Source organism: Streptococcus rupicaprae (genome assembly GCF_040545225.1).
Taxonomy (GTDB): Bacteria; Bacillota; Bacilli; order Lactobacillales; family Streptococcaceae; genus Streptococcus; species Streptococcus rupicaprae.
The window spans coordinates 1-20456 of sequence record NZ_JBEPLO010000017.1; the positions used below are offsets into that span (position 1 = coordinate 1).

Sequence of the window (20456 nt, forward strand, 5' to 3'; positions counted from 1 at the left end):
CTGATTTCGGACTTCTTTTGGACATATGAAAACTCCCTCTATAGTTTCTAGTGAATTTTTGTTTTTTCACTGTCCACTATAGGGGGAGTATATCATGTTCTTCGGTGGGTTATTTTATCGTTCTGAAAACCACTCTTCTCGCAAGATGCCATATTTGACGCTATCATAGTAAATCCCCTGCCAATAGCGCACTTTGCGGATGCAAGCTTCCTGGGTCATACCGAGTTTGGTCGCCAGTTTCATCATGCCAGGATTGCAAGACCAGCTGGTCAAGCCCACCCGCTCAATCTCTGGAAAATCGTCAAAGCATTTCTCAATCCATTGAGACAGAGCTGTGGAGCCAATCCCTGCTGACCAGAGGTTCTCGTCATAAATGACTAAACCGATTTCCAACCAGCGAGTGGCCTTATTTTCCCAGTAGCGACCAAGGGTACCAACGACTTGACCATCCACAAAAATCCCCCAGGTCTTGTCAGGATTGGTCAAAGACGGGTCATCAGCTAAAAGTTCCTCAACTGTCTGACAGGGCTTGTATTCTTCAAAGTAGGGAGCGTTGAAGTCTGCCCACTTGGGCTTGTCTTGGGTGAAACCGATTTGCCGAATGATGTCGATATGATCTAGAGTTAAGGGGGCTATGGTGATTTGGGACATGCTAATCTTCTCTCAGTTTTAATTGGAAATCCAAGTACCCCAGCACAAAGAGGGACAGTTGGTGGTATTGGTCGTCGGTCAGGTAGGTGCGGGAGCTGGTTTCGCTAAAGATGATAAAATCACTAAAAGCAGACACTGGCAAGGGCTGGGTCAAACGGCGGAAATCGGAAACCTTGGCATACCAGGGATTGCTCCAGGCCGCAAAAGCATAGCCAGGCGACTCCCGCTGAAAGGGCGGACTGGCCAGTCGCCCAACTGCTAGCAGCTGACCAGCATAGGTCTCATAGAGATTTTGCTGGTTTTTAGCGTAAGCCAAAACCTGGTCAAAATCCTCCACCTGACCCTCAAAGGAAGCAATCTCTGCCACCAAGCGCGCCATGTGGGCCACCGCATTTTCCGCACAGGTAAAAAAGATGGTATCGCCCATCTGGCTGTCCTCGTCCACTGTCCAGACCTGAGGCGTTTCCTCAAAGTGCAGAATGTGGTCGATGTTGGTCAAACCGTCCGAGTAGTAACGGTCAATCAAATCCTCCAAGGTCATGGGGGAAGTAAAGGTCATGATAAGGGGCATGGAGTGGTCCTTTCATTTTTCTATACTTATAATATGTCACATCTAATATGTCACATCATCACGGTAATGATAATATCGTTTAATAGGATAGAAGAAAAGTTAACAAACCTTCCACTACCAATCAGGTACACTGGTACCATAATGGACGACCTTATCATCTTCAAAATCTAGATAAAAAACACGCCAGTCAAATACCAAATCAATCACAACCTTATACTCAAAAGCGTTTCTTGTGACAGTATCAGGTTCTCCGAGCAACTCTTGGACCTCTTCTCTTGTCATTCCTTCTAACGAATAGTCACTTACCAAGCTGTCGACAAAGGTATATCTCTGTTGCCACTTTGTCTGTTCCCACGCTTCAGGTGTAAAAGATTGCTGAGGGCGAAACCATACATTTACAATCCAAGCACCCAAAAGGAGTATAGACAATAGCAATATCGCTTTAATCCACTTTGACTTCATTGGTTAACTCCTCACCCCATCGCTTTCAACTCTAGCACCATATCTCGGATTTGGGCGGCCAGTTCGAAGTCGAGGAGTTCTGCGGCGGCTTGCATTTCTTTTTCCAGTTTCTTGATGGCGGCGGTCCGTTCGGTCTTATTCATAGCCGAGTAGTCAACCGTTTCTTCTGCCACTTCGGACTTGCTGGACTTGGTGATGGCAATGAGGTCACGGATTTCTTTCTTGATGGTTTGTGGGACGATGCCGTGTTCTTCGTTATAGGCCATCTGGATAGCCCGACGGCGGGCGGTTTCGTCCATGGCCCGTTGCATGGAATCGGTCACCTTGTCAGCATACATAATCACATGGCCTTCCGAGTTCCGAGCCGCCCGACCGATGGTCTGAATCAGCCCACGCTCGTTGCGGAGGAAACCTTCCTTATCCGCATCGAGAATGGCGACCAGACTAACTTCTGGCACGTCAATCCCCTCACGGAGCAGGTTAATCCCAATCAGCACATCAAAGACACCCAGTCGCAAGTCACGGATAATCTTCGTCCGCTCCAAGGTCTTGATGTCGCTGTGCATGTACTTGACCTTGACGCCCATTTCCTTAAGGTAGTCGGTCAGGTCTTCTGCCATTTTCTTGGTCAGCGTGGTGACAAAGACCCGCTCGCCTTTTTCTGCTCTGCTATTGATTTCGCCCAAAAGATCATCCATCTGCCCCATGGTCGGACGGACCTCAACTTCAGGATCCAGCAATCCTGTCGGCCGGATAATCTGCTCGACCACGGTCTCGGTCTGTTCCATCTCATAGTCACCGGGGGTCGCCGACACATAGACAATCTGATGGACGTGGCTCTCAAATTCCTCACGGCGAAGCGGGCGGTTGTCCAAAGCCGATGGTAGGCGGAAGCCATAGTCGACCAGCATCTGCTTGCGGCTTCGGTCGCCGTTGTACATGCCCTTGATCTGGCCCATGGTCATGTGGCTCTCGTCGATCATGATAAGGAAGTCCTCTGGGAAAAAGTCCAACAGGGTATAAGGCGGTTCGCCCTCTGCTCGTCCATCCATGTGACGAGAATAGTTCTCCACGCCATTAGTGTAGCCCATCTCCCGCAACATTTCGATGTCGTAGTCTGTCCGCTGCTTGAGCCGCTGGGCTTCTAGGAGTTTGCCTTCTTTTTCAAACAGTTTGAGCTGGTCTTCCAGTTCGGCTTGGATTTTAGAGATAGCGTGTTCCATGTGGTCTTCATTGGTCACGAAGTGGGTGGCAGGAAAGATAGCCAAATGTTCCACTTCTCCTAAAACCCGGCCTGTCAGGCTCTCAATCTCACGGATGCGGTCAATCTCATCCCCAAAAAACTCCACCCGAAAGGCATGCTCGTCTCGGCTGGCAGGGAAAACTTCCACCACATCACCCCGCACACGGAACCGTCCCCGCTGAAAGTCGATATCGTTGCGCTCAAACTGGATATCCACCAGAGCGTTAAGCAGATCATCACGGGACATCTCCTGACCAGGACGCAGGCTGACCACGCTGTCTGAATATTCCTTGGGCGACCCCAAACCATAGATGCAGGACACCGAAGCCACCACGATGACATCATTGCGCTCCAAGAGACTTGACGTAGCTGAGTGGCGGAGCTTGTCAATCTCGTCATTGACCGAGCTGTCCTTCTCGATGTAGGTGTCGCTGGAAGGCACATAAGCCTCAGGCTGATAGTAATCATAGTAGGATACGAAATACTCCACCGCATTATCAGGGAAAAATTCCTTGAACTCGCCGTAGAGTTGACCAGCTAAGGTCTTGTTGTGGGCGATGACCAGGGTCGGCTTGTTGACACGGGCGATGACCTGACTCATGGTATAGGTCTTCCCTGTCCCTGTCGCCCCCAAGAGAATCTGGGCTTTCTCACCGCCCTCGATGTTGTCCACCAATTGCTCGATGGCCTGGGGCTGATCGCCAGAGGGAGAGTATTTGGAGACTAATTTGAATTGGTTACTTGTTTTACGGTCAATCATAGTGCATTTCCTTTTTTAACTTTCTTTTATTGTATCACAGAGTAATGTAAAGAACCTTGAAAAATGAATCTTCCTAACCTCTGAGTAAGCTATTTTTCTCAAATATTAGAATTTTCATCAAAATTTGTCGTTATCTGTTAAAATAATGCTTAGAGTTAGGCCCAAAGGGAATACCTCTATGTAGGAAAACAATCAGACAAGGAAAACTTAATGTTAGAAGAAAAATTCATAATTGTAGAAAAATCTCCAGCTCTAGAAAGGAAGGTAGTCACTATTCAAGGTTCAAAAAACAGTGCCTTAGGCATTGTGGCTGCCGCTTGTTTAAATGATGCTGAGGTCCAGTTAAATAATGTTCCAGATTTAAGAGATTTTAGAATAATACGAGAAATGCTTAGAAAAAATGGCATCAAATTTGAAATGAAAGAAGATTACTGCCTGGTAGATTCTTCTAATTGCAGCAGCTATCAGCTAGACTACGCCATAACAGCGGATTTCAGAGCTTCCTATTATTTTATTGCTCCTATTCTGAAGAAATTTAAAAAAGTTTCTCTGGCTTTCCCCGGTGGAGATGATTTCGTCTCAAGACCAATAGACCAACATTTTAAAGGAATTAAAAAGTTAGGAGGCATTATTGAAGAATCTAAAGATCAGTATACCGTTTATGCAGACAAACTAATTGGAAACGATATTCATTTTGATTTGATAACGTCAGGTGGTACAATGAACATCATGCTTATATCTACTTTAGCAGAAGGAAGAACCGTAATGACTAATTGTGCAACTGATCCTGAAGTGGTTGATTTAGCTAAACTACTGAACAAAATGGGACACAGAATTGTTGGAGCAGGTACACATAAAATTACAATTTATCCATCTAAAACAAAAGTAAACAAAAAAATTGTTCATACTGTTATTCCAGATAGGCTTATTGCAGGAACTTTTTTAATGCTCCCAGGAATTGTAGGGGGGGAAATCACCATTTCAAATGCTGTTCCTGAGCATCTCGAATCACTCATTTATACTTTAGAAGAAATGGGACTGCAAATATCTTACTCAAAAGAAGGGCTAACATCCAAAAAAATCGGACCTCTTACGGGCCATAGATGCGTTACAGGTATGTATCCATTATTTGCAACTGATCTTCAACAACCGCTCACAGCATTAATGTTGTATTCAAATACAGATAGTTCCGTCCAGGATAACGTCTATTATCATAGATTTAGTCACGTTGAAGAATTATCAAAACTTGGTGTAGACTTAGTGAGAAAAGATAACATCGCCTATGTAAAAGGAAATAGTTTTCAGAAATTGAAAAAGGGAGTTAGCGTCAATTGTCGCGACGTAAGAGCTGGTACTTGTTTATTACTAACCGCTTTAGGAATCGATGGCGAAACCCGACTATACGATATTAAACACTTATTAAGAGGTTATGAAGATATTGTAGGAGAATTAAGCAACCTAGGTATGAAAATACGATTCTCTTCATAAACTATATCTGTTGAAACAAGCAAATACACCTTATATTTTGAAAGAAAGAAGTTAGAAAAATGCTTCCTAATTACGGTCAAATTTTTAAAGAATTTCGAATAAATCGCCACTTCACATTAAAACAAGTTGCTAATGAGCATGTTTCGCTAGCTCAGTTGTCAAAATTCGAGAGAGGAGAAACAGACTTATCTCTAACAAAATTTATTTCAGCGTTAGATGCTATAAATGTACGGGTAACCGAATTTATGGATAGAGTTAATAATTACCAACGCATTCAGCAAGCAGAAACAATGAATAAGATGCTATCCTATTTTTATAGAGGAGATATTGATGGATTAAATAATTTAATTGCTATCGAAAAAGAAAAATCCGAAAAAAACTTAACAACTTATCGCCATAGACTAAATGCGATCATGTTTAAGGGAGCAATTGCTCAATTAGAGAACCATCATCAGATGGAGTCCTCGGATTTAGAATTTGTTTCAGATTACTTGTTTAGTGTTGAAAACTGGGGTGTAGATGAAGTTTTATTAGTTATCAATCTAGCTAGCTTTTATCCGACAGAATTGGTAGTTATGCGAACAAGAAAAATAATTGAGAATAAAACATTCTATCAAGAACTCCCTAAGAATCAAAAATTAGTTGAAGAGGTTTTAATTGATACTGTTTTACTTTGCTTATCAAGGAAGGAGCTAAAGTATGTACCAGAATTTATAGACCACCTCTCATCAATGCTAGAAGGTGAAAACAGCGCTTATCGTCGGATTATATTCCACTATATAAAAGGCTTTTATAACTATTTAAAGGGTGATAATTCTGGACTAGCATTAATTGAAGAAGCTATCGCAATGTTAGAAACATTGAATTATCCTCTTAGGGCTAAATACTACAGAGAATTCTTTAAGCGCAATCAGTCATAGATTTATTCTTGATTCTAAATTGTTCAAATTACTTTTGAAAGGAAATATTATGAAACCAATCATTTCAAAGACTCCCGCTGTTCCTAAGATGAGTCAAAAAGATATTGAATACCTAACAGACCTTATTTTTGGTCCAGGATGTGAACCAGCTTTATGTGATGCCTTATTCATATTTAGCGGTACACATCATGGACATTGGCAAAAAGCAATTGAAGCATATAAGAAGGGCTATTGTCAAACAATTATTGTAACAGGTGGAAAAAGTTTGACAGGAAAACCTCATCCAGATTGGAAGGGAAATACTGAAGCGGATGTTATTGTCTCGCACTTACTTAAAGCAGGTGTTCCCCAAAATTGCATTGTGTCCGAAAACCGATCGACTAATAGTCTCGAAAATGTTATCCATGCTAAGGAAATATTTAATTTTAACTCTATTCAATCGCTAATGGTTATTTGTAAATCACACGCTACAGGTCGCCAATTACGAACATTAGACAGGCATTTACCTAAAGATATAAAATTCATTCCATATTCTTTTGATACAACTTATCAGGATGTAAAAATAACCCGACACAATTGGATGTTATCCGAAGTTGGAAAATCTCGTGTGTGGGGCGAGTATCTAAGGATTAAATTATACGGCGAAAGAGGAGATATCACCTCCCCAGAATCTTATTTATTCTAAAGATTCAAGCTAGTCATTTTTTAATTGAAAGAAAGAAGCGACTCTGTACAGTTGATTTGTTTTACGTTTAGTTTAACTTCAATCCCACTACAGCTCACCATCAGCATGCTATTTCTTGAATCTAGTACTTCTTCACAATTGGCTGAAAGTCGGCCCAAAAAATAAGGACGACCAGCACCAATATGGTAAGAGTTGAGACAACTTCTTCAAAGACGATAATCTCATAGAATTTACTTTATGGACATCAACTATTCTGCCGGTTACAACAGTCATAACATTTCCTCCTTATGAAAAACAGCATATAATCATCCTTTCGTTCTCATTGGAGCTACTAAACTCTAAGACTAGAACAACATTATGTCATATCTTCTAACATAAAGAAAGGTTTTGATTTGCCTTTATTTTCAGAATTTGATATAATAGACCACATGTTCACAAAAAGGAGTTCACTATGAAGAAAAGATTACTAGCAGTTATACTAACCCTATTCCCCATATGGAGCCTGTTTTTAGGCCAATCCGTTCAGGCAGAAGATACCATTGATATCGTTTTCGACTCTACTTATGCCCCCTTTGAATTTCAAGATGCTAATGGAGAGTATAAGGGGATCGATGTTGCTATTATCCAAGAGGTCGCCAAACGCTCTGGCTGGAAGACTGAGCAGACCTATCCTGGTTTTGATGCAGCTGTTAATGCCGTTCAAGCAGGACAGGCCGACGCCATCATGGCGGGTATGACGATCACCGAGGCCCGCAAGGAGGTGTTTAGCTTCTCTGACCCTTATTTTGATACTTCTATCGTTGTTGCCACCCTATCCAAAAACAAGGTGACTGCTTATTCTGATTTAAAAGGTAAGACCGTCGGTGTCAAAAACGGGACCGTTTCACAGACTTTCCTAGAAGACTTGAAAGATAAGCACGGGTTTACCATCAAGACCTTTGACACTGGAACAGAGATGTATAATAGCCTCAGCGCGGGTGCTATTGATGCTGTAATGGATGATACCGCTGTTATTCAGTACGCCATTAACCGAGGACAAAATTTAGCCATCAATATGGAAGCCGAATCCGTTGGTTCTTTTGGTTTCGCCGTCAAAAAAGGGAGCGCCAATGAAAGCTTGATTGCAGATTTCAATAAAGCCTTGAAAGAAATGAAGGCCGATGGCACTTATGACAAAATCTTGGCAGAGTACATTGGAGACAGCGACAGCGCTTCAAAAATCCCTGCCTCAGCAACACTTGCCTTGACTGGCAATGCCCTCAACAAGGCCAAACCAGTCAAAGCTACCTACACCATTGTCAGCGATTCATCCTTTGCTCCTTTTGAATTCCAAGACGATTCCAACACCTATGTTGGCATTGATATGGACATCATCAAGGCCATTGCTGACCACCAGGACTTTAAGATTGAGATTCAGAATCCTGGCTTCGATGCGGCACTCAATGCCATCCAATCCGGACAGGCGGACGGTATGATTGCAGGGATGTCTATCACAGACGAACGTAAGGAAACCTTTGATTTCTCAGATGCCTACTATACTGCAAATGCGATTTTAGCTGTTCCTAAAAATAGTGATATTAAAACCTATGAAGATCTCAAAGGCAAAACAGTCGGGGTCAAAAACGGAACTGCTTCTCAAAGTTTTCTAGAAGAAAACAAGGACCAGTACGGCTACAGCATCAAGACCTTCTCAGAAGCGTCAGCCATGTACGATTCCCTCAACACCGGGGCCTTAGCCGCTGTCATGGACGATGAGCCTATTGTCAAATACGCCATCAACCAGGGACAAAATTTGGCAACGCCAATTCCAGGAACCCCAATTGGCCAATACGGCTTTGCCGTTAAAAAGGGAAGCAACCCTGAGCTGATCGAGATGTTCAACAATGGTCTCGCAGCCCTTGTGGAGTCCGGTGAATACGATCAAATCCTGGCTAAATATTTCGCTGAAACAGAAACAAGCACAGGCAAGGGCGTGGATGAAACAACCATTCCTGGCCTTCTCAAAAACAACTGGCAACAGCTGTTACAGGGACTCGGCATCACACTTGCACTAGCCCTGATCTCCTTTGCCATCGCCATCCTCATCGGGATTATCTTTGGTCTCATGGCTGCCAGTCCCTTTAAAATTCTACGCGTGATTGCGTCCTTCTTTGTCGATGTGGTCCGTGGCATCCCTCTGATGATTGTGGCCGCCTTCATCTTCTGGGGCATTCCAAACTTGATAGAAAGTCTGACCGGCCAACAAAGCCCAATCAATGATTTTGTGGCGGGTGTCATCGCCCTCTCCCTCAACTCAGGCGCCTATATCGCAGAGATTGTCCGAGGAGGAATCGAAGCGGTGCCTGCTGGCCAGATGGAAGCCAGCCGCAGCTTAGGGATCCCTTATGGCAAGACCATGAAGCGAATTATCTTACCTCAGGCAACTAAAATCATGTTGCCAAACTTCATCAACCAGTTTGTCATCACCTTAAAAGACACCACCATCATCTCCGCTATCGGTTTGGTCGAACTCTTCCAAACAGGTAAAATTATCATTGCACGAAACTACCAATCTTTCCGTATGTATGCTATACTAGCAGTATTGTATCTCATCATCATTACCTTGCTAACACGTTTAGCCAAAGGTTTAGAAAAGAGGAATAAGTAATGCCAAAACTAAAAATTGATGTTCAAGATTTGCATAAATACTATGGTGAAAATGAAGTCCTGAAAGGCATTACTGCCCAGTTCTACGAAGGCGATGTGGTCTGTATCATCGGCCCTTCTGGCTCTGGTAAATCAACCTTCTTGCGTAGCCTCAATCTTTTAGAAACAGCGACCAGTGGCCATATCATTGTCAACGGCTACGATCTGACCGATAAAAAAACCAAGGTTGATGAAGTTCGTGAGAATATCGGCATGGTTTTCCAGCACTTCAACCTCTTTCCACATATGAGCGTCTTGGACAACATTACCTTCGCTCCTATCGAGCACAAGCTTATGACCAAAAAAGAGGCTGAGGAATATGCCCTAGAACTTCTCGACAAGGTCGGCCTCTCAGACAAACGAGATGCTCGGCCAGAGAGCCTCTCTGGTGGCCAAAAACAGCGTGTTGCTATCGCCCGTGCCTTGGCCATGAAACCTGACATCATGCTCTTTGACGAACCGACTTCAGCCCTTGATCCAGAGATGGTCGGCGACGTGCTCAATGTCATGAAAGACCTCGCCCAGCAAGGCATGACCATGCTGATTGTGACCCACGAGATGGGCTTTGCTAGGAAGGTGGCCAACCGTGTCATCTTTACAGACGGTGGCGAATTCCTAGAGGATAACTCGCCAGATCAGATTTTTGATCATCCGCAACACCCGCGTTTGAAGGACTTCTTGGACAAGGTCCTCAACGTTTAAAACTTAAAACTCCCCCTCTTATTCCAGGTCTTCCTAAAAAGAGTAGGGAGTTTTCTATTGTCCAAGGAGAGGTCTGGCAAACTTTAACCCTATCATTAAGAAAGTCAAGCACACCAACGAACATCCGCTAATACTCAAAGAAAATCAATCTTGCTAAGAAGAAACCACATTGATAAGAGAACTGGACTTCATCGGAGCGAGTTGGCAAAAGCTATCTTTTATTTTCAAAGAGTATAAATCCTCTATCTTTCACACAGGTAAAGGGAGCTAAGCTCCTCGATCAGTCCATTTTCACACGTAACTCCACACAAAACCACCACACCATGCGCCGATCTGATCCTACACATCATGTGGTGGTTATTTCTAGTCTAAAGTGGTGGATTCAAGTCGTTATCAGTGACATCTTTTGCTTCAATCACCTCAACCGCTTTATTGCTAGTGTCTTTTGATAGGAAACGATCTAGCAATTGCTTGCCTTTTTGCTGGAGGGCTTGCTTGTCTTCCTTGCTCAAGGAATTGTAGGCGATCCCTGCCATTGTTGCCATCGTCAATATCTTTTGGAGTCCATTGGCTCCTTTTTTGGCGCCTTTTGCCATAAGATTACTTCCTTTCTCTTTTTTCTGCCTTGTAATCCTCAATCATGCCTCTAACGACCTGAATGGCCGGCAGTACAACTGTCACGATTTGGATTAAACGTGTTAATTTACTTGTTCTAGGTGCCCTTTTTACCATGGCTTTCCTCTTTTCTTACGTCTCTTTAAGGGATGGCGACAATTTTTGTGTCAACTGTCCCACCAAGTGTTTTAGCTTGTCCAAGTCTGATTCTTGCTGATGAATCATCTCAGAAATTTCGCTATAAATGGCTCTAATTTCTGTTTGTTGCCGAAAATCATCCAAGAAGGCTATTGCACATTCTCTGGAAATTACAACTGCTCCCTTGCCATGATGAAGGGAGACAACACCTCCATCCGCCAACAATTTCAAACCATTTCTAACGGTCTCACGCGAAACACCGTAACGCCTTCCCAGCTTAACCATTGAGTCCAGCTTAGCACCGACGTTTATCTCTTGACGGTGAATCAAACGGGCAATAGATACTGCTATCGTCTCATAGCTTGAAACCTTATGTTTATCATGCAGAATAATCACCACCTCAACTTTGTTTTGACCATTTGACCTGGAGGAACTAGAGCCTCCAGGATAGATGTTGATTAAATTCTGCTGTCTTTAGCGAGATCTTCCGAGCAAGAAAGAAACAACTGCAACAACGATGACCGCCCCTAAGATAGAGGGTACGAGAGCCATACCTGCTAGGCTAGGGCCCCATTCGCCAAAGAGTGCATGTCCGACAGATGATCCGACTAGACCAGCCAAGATATTAGCAATCCAGCCCATTGAGCCACCTTTTTTGGTAAGCGCTCCTGCGATAACTCCGATAAGTGCTCCGACAATAATTGACCACAACATAGTGATTCCTCCCTTGTCACAGAAACAACATCCTTTACAAAAGTGATTGGTTCCTTTCGGTGTGACAACTTTCTTTTTTATTTATATTGTCATTATAGACTAGTTTTTATCCTTTGTCAACTATTTTATATCTTTGACAACATGCTTTTTAAATAGAATTGTCTTTTGTTGTTAACTGATTTCTTATCTTTTCTAAAATGTGCTTAATAGGAGATGATTTTCCTCCTAAAACGTGCTACAATAAGGAAAAGCTTACTTTATAGAAGAAAAAATAAGGATAAGGCAAAGGAGGCCAAATGCCAAATCGTAAAATTATAAAAACATCCAAATTTCAACAAATCGCCCTTGAAGTTGCCAAAAAAATCGCCATCGGCGATTACCCTGTTGGAGAAAAAATCAAGGCACGGTCAACCTTAGCTGCTAGCTTCGGTGTTTCTCCTGAAACGACACGACGGGCACTAAACATCTTGTCAGACCTCCACATTGTCAATCTTAAGCACGGCAGTGGCGCTGTAGTCCTTTCAAAAGAGAAGGCTATTGAATTCATCGAAGATTTTGAAAGTACCAACGATATCGAAACCCAGAAAAAACGGATTCTCGAGAAAATTGATGAGCAGGAACTCCAATTAAAAGAACTAAAGGGGCTGGTGTCTGTCTATGTCGAGCAGACCAAGTTGGTCAACAAAAAATACCCGCTTGACCCTTACGGCCTCAAGCTTTCCAACGATTCCGACTTGATTGGCATGCAGTTGCAAGATGCTCAAATCTGGCATAAGACCGGCGCGACCATCGTTGCTATTGAGCGTAAGAACGAACTCCTGCTCTCACCAAGTCCCTACCAAGCCTTGCAAAAGGATGATATCGTCTATTTTATCGGAGATGAGCCTAGTTACGCTAGAATGGCCAATATTTTCAATCTAAAATAAATCACAGCCACTGGACTGATTGCCAGTTGCTTTCGATGTTTCTCAATTAGGCACATCAATAAAAACTAGTGACAACTAATTTCAAAAAAAGACCTGTCTTTTGATGGTTTTTAATTGACATTTCCTAAATTTACGCTATAATGACACTATAAAAAATATCTCAAGTTGTCACTTATAGGTAAATTCTTTATCAGGTAGGCAACCTAAAAATGGAGGACAAGCTATGTCAACAGAAAACATTTCTCAAAAACTAGACCAAACTGCATCCGATCTCACTGAGGCAGTTACCCCAGCAGCAGACCTAGGTCAACAAATCATCAAAGAAGTCAACTCACGTTCTAAGGATAATTCAGATAGCGACCTTGTTAGCAGCGAAGACGCTAACCGCTAAGCAGCTCAACTATTACACTCAGAGAAAAGCAATCTAGCCTAGGAAAGGAAGCTGATGATAGGACTGGGGTTGATCGAAGTCGGTTATCAACAGCTCTCTTGATTTTCAAAGAGTATTAAATAAAAATCTCTACCTTGTCATCAAATCAGGTAGAGATTTTTTCTTTTATTCACTCAGAGATAATAATCGCATGGCACGCGCAAAATAACTGTCATCCTCTTGAATTTCTTTTTTCTCTGCTTTGAAAAGGGCCAGATCATCAGTAATGATGCCATTAACAGGACTCTGGAGATAATTGGTCATCGTTGAGCGTTCATTGATCGTCCAAACATAGACTTCCTTGCCTTCTTGTTCTGCTTGCCACATGCTGAGATCATTATAGGAAAAATCTTCAATCACATAGAAGTCAACTTTATGTTGGTCAAATACGCCAAACTGCAAGGGAATCACATAACCTGTCTTAATTTCAGGGGCCTTACGTTCCAGCTCCTCCATGACGGCTAGATTTAAGGACATGACCTTGTCGGTAGGTCTCAACCCAAGAGCCTTCAAACGCTCAATCACTAAATCCACATAATTGTCTGGCTCATGTCCGTATGGTTTCAACTCGATTAAAAGCGGCTGATTAAGAGCCTTAGCCTTCTGAAAATAGGTCTCCAGTCGATCGATATGACTGCGGAACTTCCCTTGATGAATCGGCAATCCGTCGAGATCAGCCAACTTGCTTTCAGACACCTTCCAGTCAACACCTGCTAGCCTTCCCAGTTCATTGTCATGAATGACGACCAACTCCTGATCAGCAGTCATGACCACGTCCATCTCAACCAGATCTGCTCCCTTTTTATGTGCTGCTTCCAAGGCTTCAATCGAATTTTCAACACCAGCAGTCACATCCCCTCGATGAGCAATCATCAAGGTATGAGGATTTAAACTCGTCAGATAAAGTTGCAAACCATTGGCTACCAAAAAGAGAACTGTCATAAAAACCAGGAGTAATCGTGTCCACTTCGGGTATTTTTGAGCTTTGGCTTGCGCTACCTGCAGAGTGACATAGGGGTAATCTGCTTCTTCTTCATCTTTCTTAAACAAGAAAACGAGTAAGACCTCAATGATGATTAATTTATTGGCAAAAGTCACAGCATAACGACTAAGCCTAATCAGAGAATAAAAGAGCGTTTGAAGACCTATGTTGCTCCATGTACTGTCCAACCAGCTAAAGAAAAGGGTTAGTGGAATAAAGAAGAGTGCTCCTCCTATCATTAAAATTACGGAGAGAGTAAAAATAGCCAGCAACCAATAACGTTTATCCTGCCGTGTTAGACGCCAACTTTCCTTCATATTTTGCCAAGGCGTTCGAGTATTGACCACTGAAAGCGGCAACACATAAATCAGACGAATATTAAGGTAGAACACAAGGGACATAACCCCATAGTAGAGCAAGCTCCCTTGGGTCGATTTGGTCAATTCACCCGTAATAAAGGCTGGGATCCTGAAACGGTCTAAAAGACTAGAGGTTAACCCCAAATTTCCCAAGGGAATCATCAGGATCAAGTAAGCCAAAAACAAGAGCAACTGCGGACCACTTAACCATTTTAACTTGATGAGGCTGGTGTTTAGCATCTGTCGAATGGGGAAATAACGGAAAGATCGCGTCACCATATAAATCAAGCAGATGAATTCAAAAAAGATAAATCCAGCTAGCAATAAAAAGTAGAGAACTAAGATAAAGAAGGGTCCTGTTTGGTTGAGAATGTCCAAAATGTTATCCTTGGTCAAATTGGTCACGCCAGCCAGTCGCAGGGCCAACCGAAACACAGCTGCTAGGCTATATCTCCCAACGGTGGCTAAAAAGACTTGAAGGAATATAACGGTTATGAGGTAGAAGGATTTGTTTTGAGAGAGATTTTTGAGAGAGGACTTGATTAGTCCTGAAACAGAATACGACATAGGATCCTTTCTAAGCATTCCTATCAAGAATGCACAATTCTTGCAAAACCTGCTTTCAATTCTTCGTTGGCTGTTTCTTTCATATAGTACTTGTCATCTGGCATGCCACCTTGGTTCTGGGCACTGTAAAGAACGATTGGTGCTCCGTCAGCTCGGATAGTGAAATAATAGGTATGAACCTGATTGCCACCGTAGGAATAACGGTAAATCGCGAGAACCTGATAGTCAGAATTCCCTGTTCCGTCCTGAGAAAACTCTGTTGTGACATCCTGAACCTGATTCAAGCGGACACGATTTTCTAGCACAAATCCTGTTTCTTGGTGCGTGATGTCTTGATAACCTGGCTGGTTCATCGCATTTCCCCAAGAAACCATGAAAGAAGCCAACTGTTCAGCCTTTTGATTAGACCAGAGGACTAATGGCTGACGCTTTTCAGCTAGTTTAGCTAAAAGTCCCTTGACCTTCGCCGCATCTTCTGGTCTTAGGGCTAAGCTGACATTGTCCAAGTCAGACGCTTTGGCCTTGCTAGGCTTGGTCTCAAAGACTTGGTCCTTAACCTTAAATTTAGCCTTAATCTCAAGGGCTTCCAACCCAAAGGTTTCAATTTCAGCTTCCAATCCTTGAGCAACCTCCTTCTCATTGATGAGAAGGCTTACTTCTTCTAAATCCTCTGTCTTAAACGGCAGATGGGCTGTGATGGTCTGACGGCTTAATTCAAGTGGCAAATCCAATTGGTTATGACTGGCCTGGTCTAAATCGAGGAAAATTTCTGTCTTGACAGAGCCGTAAGCGGTCTGACCTTCTACTGTTACATCTTGTGGAAGAAAGGGCAGAGTCACTACTGGAACCCTCTCTCCTTGCTCAACAGTCTTCCCGGCAATGCGTAGATCCTCGAGATCACTGGTCGCTGTCAACTCCAGCGGATAGGTCACAAATTGATAATCCGGGAATAGTAGCCACTTCTTCCCAGTTTCTTGTAGCCCTAATAATTTATTGCCATTAGCATCGCTGTAAGGGGTCTTAAACCGATCTATCGCCATGCTGTCCAAGATTTCTGAGAGACTTTGCTCCTGGCTCTCTAAATAAATGACAAAATCCTTGGCATCTTTCTCTGTCCAATCTCGACCAGTTTCTGACAATAAGTCTGCTACGGTTTCGTAGTCATTCTGATTGATCGCCTTGACTAGCGCATCTGCTTTTACCTCTGGTTTAGTCTGGGTCTTCCCATAAAAATAACCAGCTAAAAGCAAAACAGCCAAAAGACCTAGAGCTACTTTAAAAAAGGATCTCTTTTTCTTGGCACCTTTCTCAAGAGGGACTCCTACTGGCTCAAACACTGCTTGACTGCCCTGCGATGACTCAGTAGATACAGGCTCAAGATCGTCCGCCAAAACACTTTCCGATTCAGTCGAAGTTCCTTCAACTACCTGACCTGCGATGGTCTTTATCTGTTTAAAATCAAAATCACTAGCCTTCCCCAGTTGAAATTCCTCTGGACTCGGATTCCGCCCAATGACCTCCTTAAATAAAGCTGCCCATCTTGCCTGCTTAGACATTTTAGTATCCTCGTTTCATTACTTCTTGTCCTTATTATACCAGATACAGGCCAAAACCCCTACCTCTTTTTTAAAAAAGTGAACATCAAAAAAGGCTTGAAATTTCTTTCAACCCCTTCTAATGGTCTTAAAGGATAGCTCGTCTGGCTATTGCCGCTTCTTCTATCCCTGTTCTTGCTCTTTCAGCCTTTTTTCCCGTTCCAAACGTAAGGCACGCTTAGGGTTCAAACGATTAAAGAGTTCTTCTAGCTTCTCAGCATTCCACACGTCCGCTGCTGAGACAAAGTTTCCATCCTTGTCCTTAAAGGATATGGGTTTATCGCCCATGACTCACCTCCTGTTTTTTATGGTAAATGGCTGAGCAGGTCATCGATTTCCTGGCTACCGATAGGATCACCTGCCTGCTCAAATAGGCTTTTAGCTTGATAAAGATGGGCAGAGCTAGATAAGATTTCCCCCAGCCCCCGATAGGCACAAGCCTGGGCAATCCAATCATCTGTGCGTAGGGCATGGTCTAGACTGGTCTGCATCACCTGTTCAGCTCTGCCATGTTCCCCTAAAAGATAAGCCAGATAGCCAACTTCATAGAGATGAACGGCCCAGACCAAGTCATCACTGGCAAAATGCTGGGCAATAAGGGCACGCTCCAAATCCAGCTCTGCCATGGCTGACACATAATCCCCCAGCTCCCGATAGACCATGCAGAGTTGGTGGTGGGCAATGTGCTGCTCTTTAAACGAGCCTTCTGTCACAGCCTTGGCCAGATAGTTCTGATAGGACTGCAAGGCCTGGTTATAGTCCTTGAGAGCCGTGTAAACATAACCGTAGGTGGACAGGTAGGTATAGTAAACCTCACTCTCAGGGGCAACAACCAAACCATCCAGAAGCAAAAGCGCCTCTTCCAGTTGCCCCTTGTCCATCAGGTCAAAAGCTTCATAAATTTGGTCTAGCATAGAAACCTCCTTAAAATAGGGCAACAAGTCACAAAATTGGTCTATCTTACCGCTTTTGCGTCGTTAGCAAAGTGGCTAAGCAAGTCGCACCACACTCACACTGTCAAATTCCACCTTAGAGCTGATAACCACTTCACCTGCTCGTTTTCGTATATCTAGGACCGGACCTAAAACTCCAACTGGACTCCGTACCTCGCTTTTTCGTTTTCAGGCTCGGGTTGATAAGGTCCCCCAGACCTTATCAATCCACAAACTCAAACTCAAAGTTGCCGATGCGGACGGTATCGCCATCCTTGGCGCCACGTTCACGAAGGGCTTCGTCAACCCCCATGCCACGGAGCTGGCGGGCAAATTTCATAATGGACTCGTCACGCTCCATGTTGGTCATGACAAAGAGGCGTTCCAATTTCTCACCGGACAATACCCATGCCGCATCATCGTCACGACTAATCTCAAACGGACGCTCATCTGGATTAAAGCCGTAGTAGGCCTCTTCATCAGCCATATCTTCCTCATCGTAGAGCAAGAACTCGTCTGTCTTATCCAAGAGCTCTGCGGTCGCTTCCAAGAGGGCATCCAAGCCTTGGTGGGCAATCCCTGAAATTGGGAAAATCTGTGGCAACTCATCGAATTCATCATAGTTTTCAGCCAACTGCTCCTTGAAGAGCTCCAGATTCTCAGCCGCCTCTGGCATATCCATCTTGTTGGCCACGATGATTTGCGGGCGCTCCATCAAACGTAAGTTGTAGGTTTCCAACTCATTGTTGATAGCTACGTAGTCCTCGTAAGGGTCACGGCCTTCGCTGGCTGACATGTCAATCACGTGCAGGATCACACGGGTCCGCTCGATGTGACGGAGGAACTGGGTTCCCAGACCCACGCCCTGTGACGCCCCTTCAATCAGACCTGGCAAATCAGCCATGGCAAAGCTCTCACCAGACTTGGTGCGGACCATGCCTAGGTTAGGCACGATAGTGGTAAAATGGTAAGCACCGATTTTGGGCTTGGCTGCTGACACCACACTGAGCAGGGTTGATTTCCCAACAGACGGAAAGCCAACCAGACCAACATCCGCTAAGATTTTTAATTCTAATTGAAGTTCCCGCTCCTCACCTGGTTCCCCGTTTTCCGCAATCTCTGGAGCAGGGTTTTTGGGGGTGGCAAAGCGAATATTGCCTCGGCCGCCACGGCCACCTCTTGCAACTATAAACTCTTGCCCATGCTCCACCAGATCAGTCAACACCTTGCCTGTCTCTGCATCTCGAACCGTTGTTCCTTGCGGCACTCGAATCACTAAATCCTGAGCTCCTCTGCCATGCATGCCCTTGGTCATGCCTTTTTCTCCGGCTTGGGCCTTGAACTTGCGATTGTAGCGGAAATCCATCAGTGTCCGAAGACCTTCGTCCACCTGAAACACAACTGAACCGCCTTTACCACCATCACCGCCCCAAGGACCGCCATCCGGCACATATTTCTCACGGCGAAAAGCCACCATGCCATCGCCACCTTTACCTGCCTTGACCGAAATTCTGGCCGTATCTAAAAACATGCTCATTCTTACTTCCCTTTCTTAGAAGAATTTTCTAAGTCTTCCATCCTGAAAAAACAGGCTAATCCATTTTAGATTGCTCTTTGGCTGATCTATCCTGGCTCACCTGCTCACTATTTTCTATATTTCCTTAAAATAAGGTATTGATTGCCGAAGCTACTAAACTAAAAACTGTCACAAAAACCATGATAAGCACAACTGCCATTGTCAACTTTTCAAACGCTGTTTTCTTCTTCTTTTGTTCACCAAAAGCCATAATCTGTTCATTCTCCTCTGACGTCAATATAGTTTGAAACATACTGATTATTTTACAGACCCAAGTATCTAAGTCCTTTATAATAGCCCTATTCTACCATGTTTCAGCCGATTATTCAAACGTTTTTCTCAAAGATTTGATAGATGATCTCAATTTCTAAAGCAAGGGGCTGATTTTGTCGTAATACCAACCAGACTGTGATATCATCACTAAACTTCCTAGAAATCTTGATAGCCTTCGGCCACACCTTATCCTAGTCCACTTGGTAGGCAGTCTCCTCCAATAATTGGTAGAGAGCCCCGATTAAGTTTGAAGTCCCAGCAAAACGACAGGTCTCAATCTCGACAGGGGTTATCATATCCCCAATAAAAGGAATACTGGAAATCATGGCCAGGTACTGGCGGCGGATTTCTTCCACGACAATCGGTTGAGCTGAAATGCCACCTCCGATAACCACACGCTCTAAGTCAACGATAGCTTGTTGGTTATAGATCACTAGGGCAATATGACGGCAGAATTCTTCAAAAATTGGCCAAATTCCTTCCTGTCGGGCATTGATAGCTTCAAAGACCTTTACACCATCCTTCTTATCTTCTAGATTTAACAGCTCAGATATTTTCATAATCATCTGGACAGGCGAGTACTTAAAGCCTGCTACATCCTCTGGGCAAAAGCGCTTATCGTTAAAGTTAAGGAAGGAGAGCTCACCTGCCTGGAAATGACTCCCTTGATGGAGTTGCCCCTTGAGGATAAGACCGCCACCCAAGCCAGTCCCTAAAATCAAGGCAGAGCCATTGGTCACCCCTTGAAGATTTCCCTGCCAAAGTTCTGCCTGAGCTGCCGCCTTGCCATCGTTGATAACAGCAGCAGGCTTGCCCGTCATTTCCTGTAAAAAGCCTTTGGCATTGAAACCGTGCAAATAAGGGAGAGCACCCCCAAAATAAACGGTGCCATCATGACTATCCACCTTACCCGGACAGGACAAGGCCACCCCTGCAACTCCTGAATAGCTCCTATAGATTTCAGTCAGAATCGTCTTAAACTCAATCAGCTTTTGAGCCAACTGCCCATCAGGTTCCCCAAACTCTGCTGCCGGGGTCGGCCGGGTCCCCTGCTCCACTAGCTGCCCCGCCTCTGTCATCAGGGCATATTTAATTAAAGTTCCACCAACATCAATAGAAAGATAATGTGTATCCGTCATGTTAAGCTCCTTCTTAAAAAGGCCAGCAATGCCAGCCTGTTAT

Annotated in this window: 22 protein-coding genes; 7 read left to right on the top strand and 15 right to left on the bottom strand. The window is 43.9% G+C overall.

The annotated features are described in order from the left end of the window. Window positions 1–114: 114 nt before the first annotated feature. The 4 genes from ABID29_RS07820 to uvrB all read right to left on the bottom strand — a co-directional run bounded on the left by ABID29_RS07820 (window position 115) and on the right by uvrB (window position 3687). The gene (locus ABID29_RS07820) at window positions 115–651 is read right to left on the bottom strand and encodes a GNAT family N-acetyltransferase (protein ID WP_354365601.1); all 537 of its coding nucleotides are present in this window, start codon (window positions 649–651) and stop codon (window positions 115–117) included. Window position 652: 1 nt separating this feature from the next. Further along, complete coding sequence (locus ABID29_RS07825; RefSeq protein WP_354365602.1) at window positions 653–1222, bottom strand: hypothetical protein; 570 nt, start codon at window positions 1220–1222, stop codon at window positions 653–655. A 114-nt stretch (window positions 1223–1336) separates the two neighbouring features. Beyond that, window positions 1337–1684, bottom strand: a complete 348-nt coding sequence (locus tag ABID29_RS07830; RefSeq protein ID WP_354365603.1) for a hypothetical protein — start codon at window positions 1682–1684, stop codon at window positions 1337–1339. A gap of 11 nt (window positions 1685–1695) precedes the next feature. Beyond that, complete coding sequence (uvrB, locus tag ABID29_RS07835; protein ID WP_354365604.1) at window positions 1696–3687, bottom strand: excinuclease ABC subunit UvrB; 1992 nt, start codon at window positions 3685–3687, stop codon at window positions 1696–1698. A 210-nt stretch (window positions 3688–3897) separates the two neighbouring features. Here uvrB and ABID29_RS07840 point away from each other — a divergent pair, with 210 nt between their 5' ends. From ABID29_RS07840 to ABID29_RS07860, 5 genes are all read left to right on the top strand, one after another. Beyond that, the gene (locus ABID29_RS07840; protein WP_354365605.1) at window positions 3898–5175 is read left to right on the top strand and encodes a UDP-N-acetylglucosamine 1-carboxyvinyltransferase; all 1278 of its coding nucleotides are present in this window, start codon (window positions 3898–3900) and stop codon (window positions 5173–5175) included. Window positions 5176–5234: 59 nt separating this feature from the next. Beyond that, complete coding sequence (locus tag ABID29_RS07845; RefSeq protein ID WP_354365606.1) at window positions 5235–6095, top strand: Rgg/GadR/MutR family transcriptional regulator; 861 nt, start codon at window positions 5235–5237, stop codon at window positions 6093–6095. A gap of 49 nt (window positions 6096–6144) precedes the next feature. Next, complete coding sequence (locus ABID29_RS07850; RefSeq protein WP_354365607.1) at window positions 6145–6780, top strand: YdcF family protein; 636 nt, start codon at window positions 6145–6147, stop codon at window positions 6778–6780. A 451-nt stretch (window positions 6781–7231) separates the two neighbouring features. After that, complete coding sequence (locus ABID29_RS07855; RefSeq protein ID WP_354365608.1) at window positions 7232–9427, top strand: ABC transporter substrate-binding protein/permease; 2196 nt, start codon at window positions 7232–7234, stop codon at window positions 9425–9427. Then, window positions 9427–10167, top strand: coding sequence for an amino acid ABC transporter ATP-binding protein (locus tag ABID29_RS07860; protein ID WP_354365609.1), 741 nt, complete (start codon window positions 9427–9429; stop codon window positions 10165–10167). The genes ABID29_RS07855 and ABID29_RS07860 overlap by 1 nt, the downstream gene beginning before the upstream one ends. A gap of 368 nt (window positions 10168–10535) precedes the next feature. On the opposite strand, the gene ABID29_RS07865 is transcribed toward ABID29_RS07860, so the two are convergent. From ABID29_RS07865 to ABID29_RS07880, 4 genes are all read right to left on the bottom strand, one after another. Then, window positions 10536–10763 (bottom strand): hypothetical protein, encoded by a 228-nt coding sequence (locus tag ABID29_RS07865; protein WP_354365610.1) that lies wholly within the window; start codon window positions 10761–10763, stop codon window positions 10536–10538. Window positions 10764–10767: 4 nt separating this feature from the next. Next, window positions 10768–10899: a hypothetical protein gene (locus ABID29_RS07870; RefSeq protein WP_354365611.1), complete on the bottom strand. Its 132-nt coding sequence runs from the start codon at window positions 10897–10899 to the stop codon at window positions 10768–10770. 15 nt (window positions 10900–10914) lie between these two features. Continuing rightward, window positions 10915–11316, bottom strand: coding sequence for a winged helix-turn-helix domain-containing protein (locus tag ABID29_RS07875; RefSeq protein ID WP_354365612.1), 402 nt, complete (start codon window positions 11314–11316; stop codon window positions 10915–10917). 78 nt (window positions 11317–11394) lie between these two features. Then, entirely contained in the window at window positions 11395–11634 is a 240-nt protein-coding gene (locus ABID29_RS07880) for a GlsB/YeaQ/YmgE family stress response membrane protein (protein WP_354365613.1), read from the bottom strand. Window positions 11635–11930: 296 nt separating this feature from the next. On the opposite strand from ABID29_RS07880, the gene ABID29_RS07885 reads away from it, so the two are divergent. Then, window positions 11931–12560, top strand: coding sequence for a TrkA C-terminal domain-containing protein (locus ABID29_RS07885; RefSeq protein WP_354365614.1), 630 nt, complete (start codon window positions 11931–11933; stop codon window positions 12558–12560). Between the two features lie 223 nt (window positions 12561–12783). Then, window positions 12784–12951 carry a hypothetical protein gene (locus ABID29_RS07890; protein ID WP_354365615.1) on the top strand — a complete coding sequence of 56 codons (168 nt, stop codon included), beginning with the start codon at window positions 12784–12786 and terminating at the stop codon, window positions 12949–12951. Window positions 12952–13116: 165 nt separating this feature from the next. Here the strand turns inward: ABID29_RS07890 and ABID29_RS07895 are convergent, their stop codons facing one another. The 7 genes from ABID29_RS07895 to ABID29_RS07925 all read right to left on the bottom strand — a co-directional run bounded on the left by ABID29_RS07895 (window position 13117) and on the right by ABID29_RS07925 (window position 20413). Next, window positions 13117–14898, bottom strand: a complete 1782-nt coding sequence (locus ABID29_RS07895) for a glycerophosphodiester phosphodiesterase (protein ID WP_354365616.1) — start codon at window positions 14896–14898, stop codon at window positions 13117–13119. A 23-nt stretch (window positions 14899–14921) separates the two neighbouring features. Then, window positions 14922–16454 carry a DUF4767 domain-containing protein gene (locus tag ABID29_RS07900; RefSeq protein ID WP_354365617.1) on the bottom strand — a complete coding sequence of 511 codons (1533 nt, stop codon included), beginning with the start codon at window positions 16452–16454 and terminating at the stop codon, window positions 14922–14924. Window positions 16455–16616: 162 nt separating this feature from the next. Further along, window positions 16617–16781 (bottom strand): hypothetical protein, encoded by a 165-nt coding sequence (locus tag ABID29_RS07905; RefSeq protein WP_354365618.1) that lies wholly within the window; start codon window positions 16779–16781, stop codon window positions 16617–16619. Window positions 16782–16798: 17 nt separating this feature from the next. Beyond that, entirely contained in the window at window positions 16799–17407 is a 609-nt protein-coding gene (locus ABID29_RS07910; RefSeq protein ID WP_354365619.1) for a hypothetical protein, read from the bottom strand. A 241-nt stretch (window positions 17408–17648) separates the two neighbouring features. Beyond that, the gene (gene obgE / locus ABID29_RS07915) at window positions 17649–18962 is read right to left on the bottom strand and encodes a GTPase ObgE (RefSeq protein WP_354365620.1); all 1314 of its coding nucleotides are present in this window, start codon (window positions 18960–18962) and stop codon (window positions 17649–17651) included. A gap of 124 nt (window positions 18963–19086) precedes the next feature. After that, window positions 19087–19212, bottom strand: coding sequence for a DUF4044 domain-containing protein (locus ABID29_RS07920; RefSeq protein WP_354365621.1), 126 nt, complete (start codon window positions 19210–19212; stop codon window positions 19087–19089). Window positions 19213–19465: 253 nt separating this feature from the next. Continuing rightward, entirely contained in the window at window positions 19466–20413 is a 948-nt protein-coding gene (locus ABID29_RS07925; protein WP_354365622.1) for an ROK family protein, read from the bottom strand. Window positions 20414–20456: the final 43 nt, after the last annotated feature.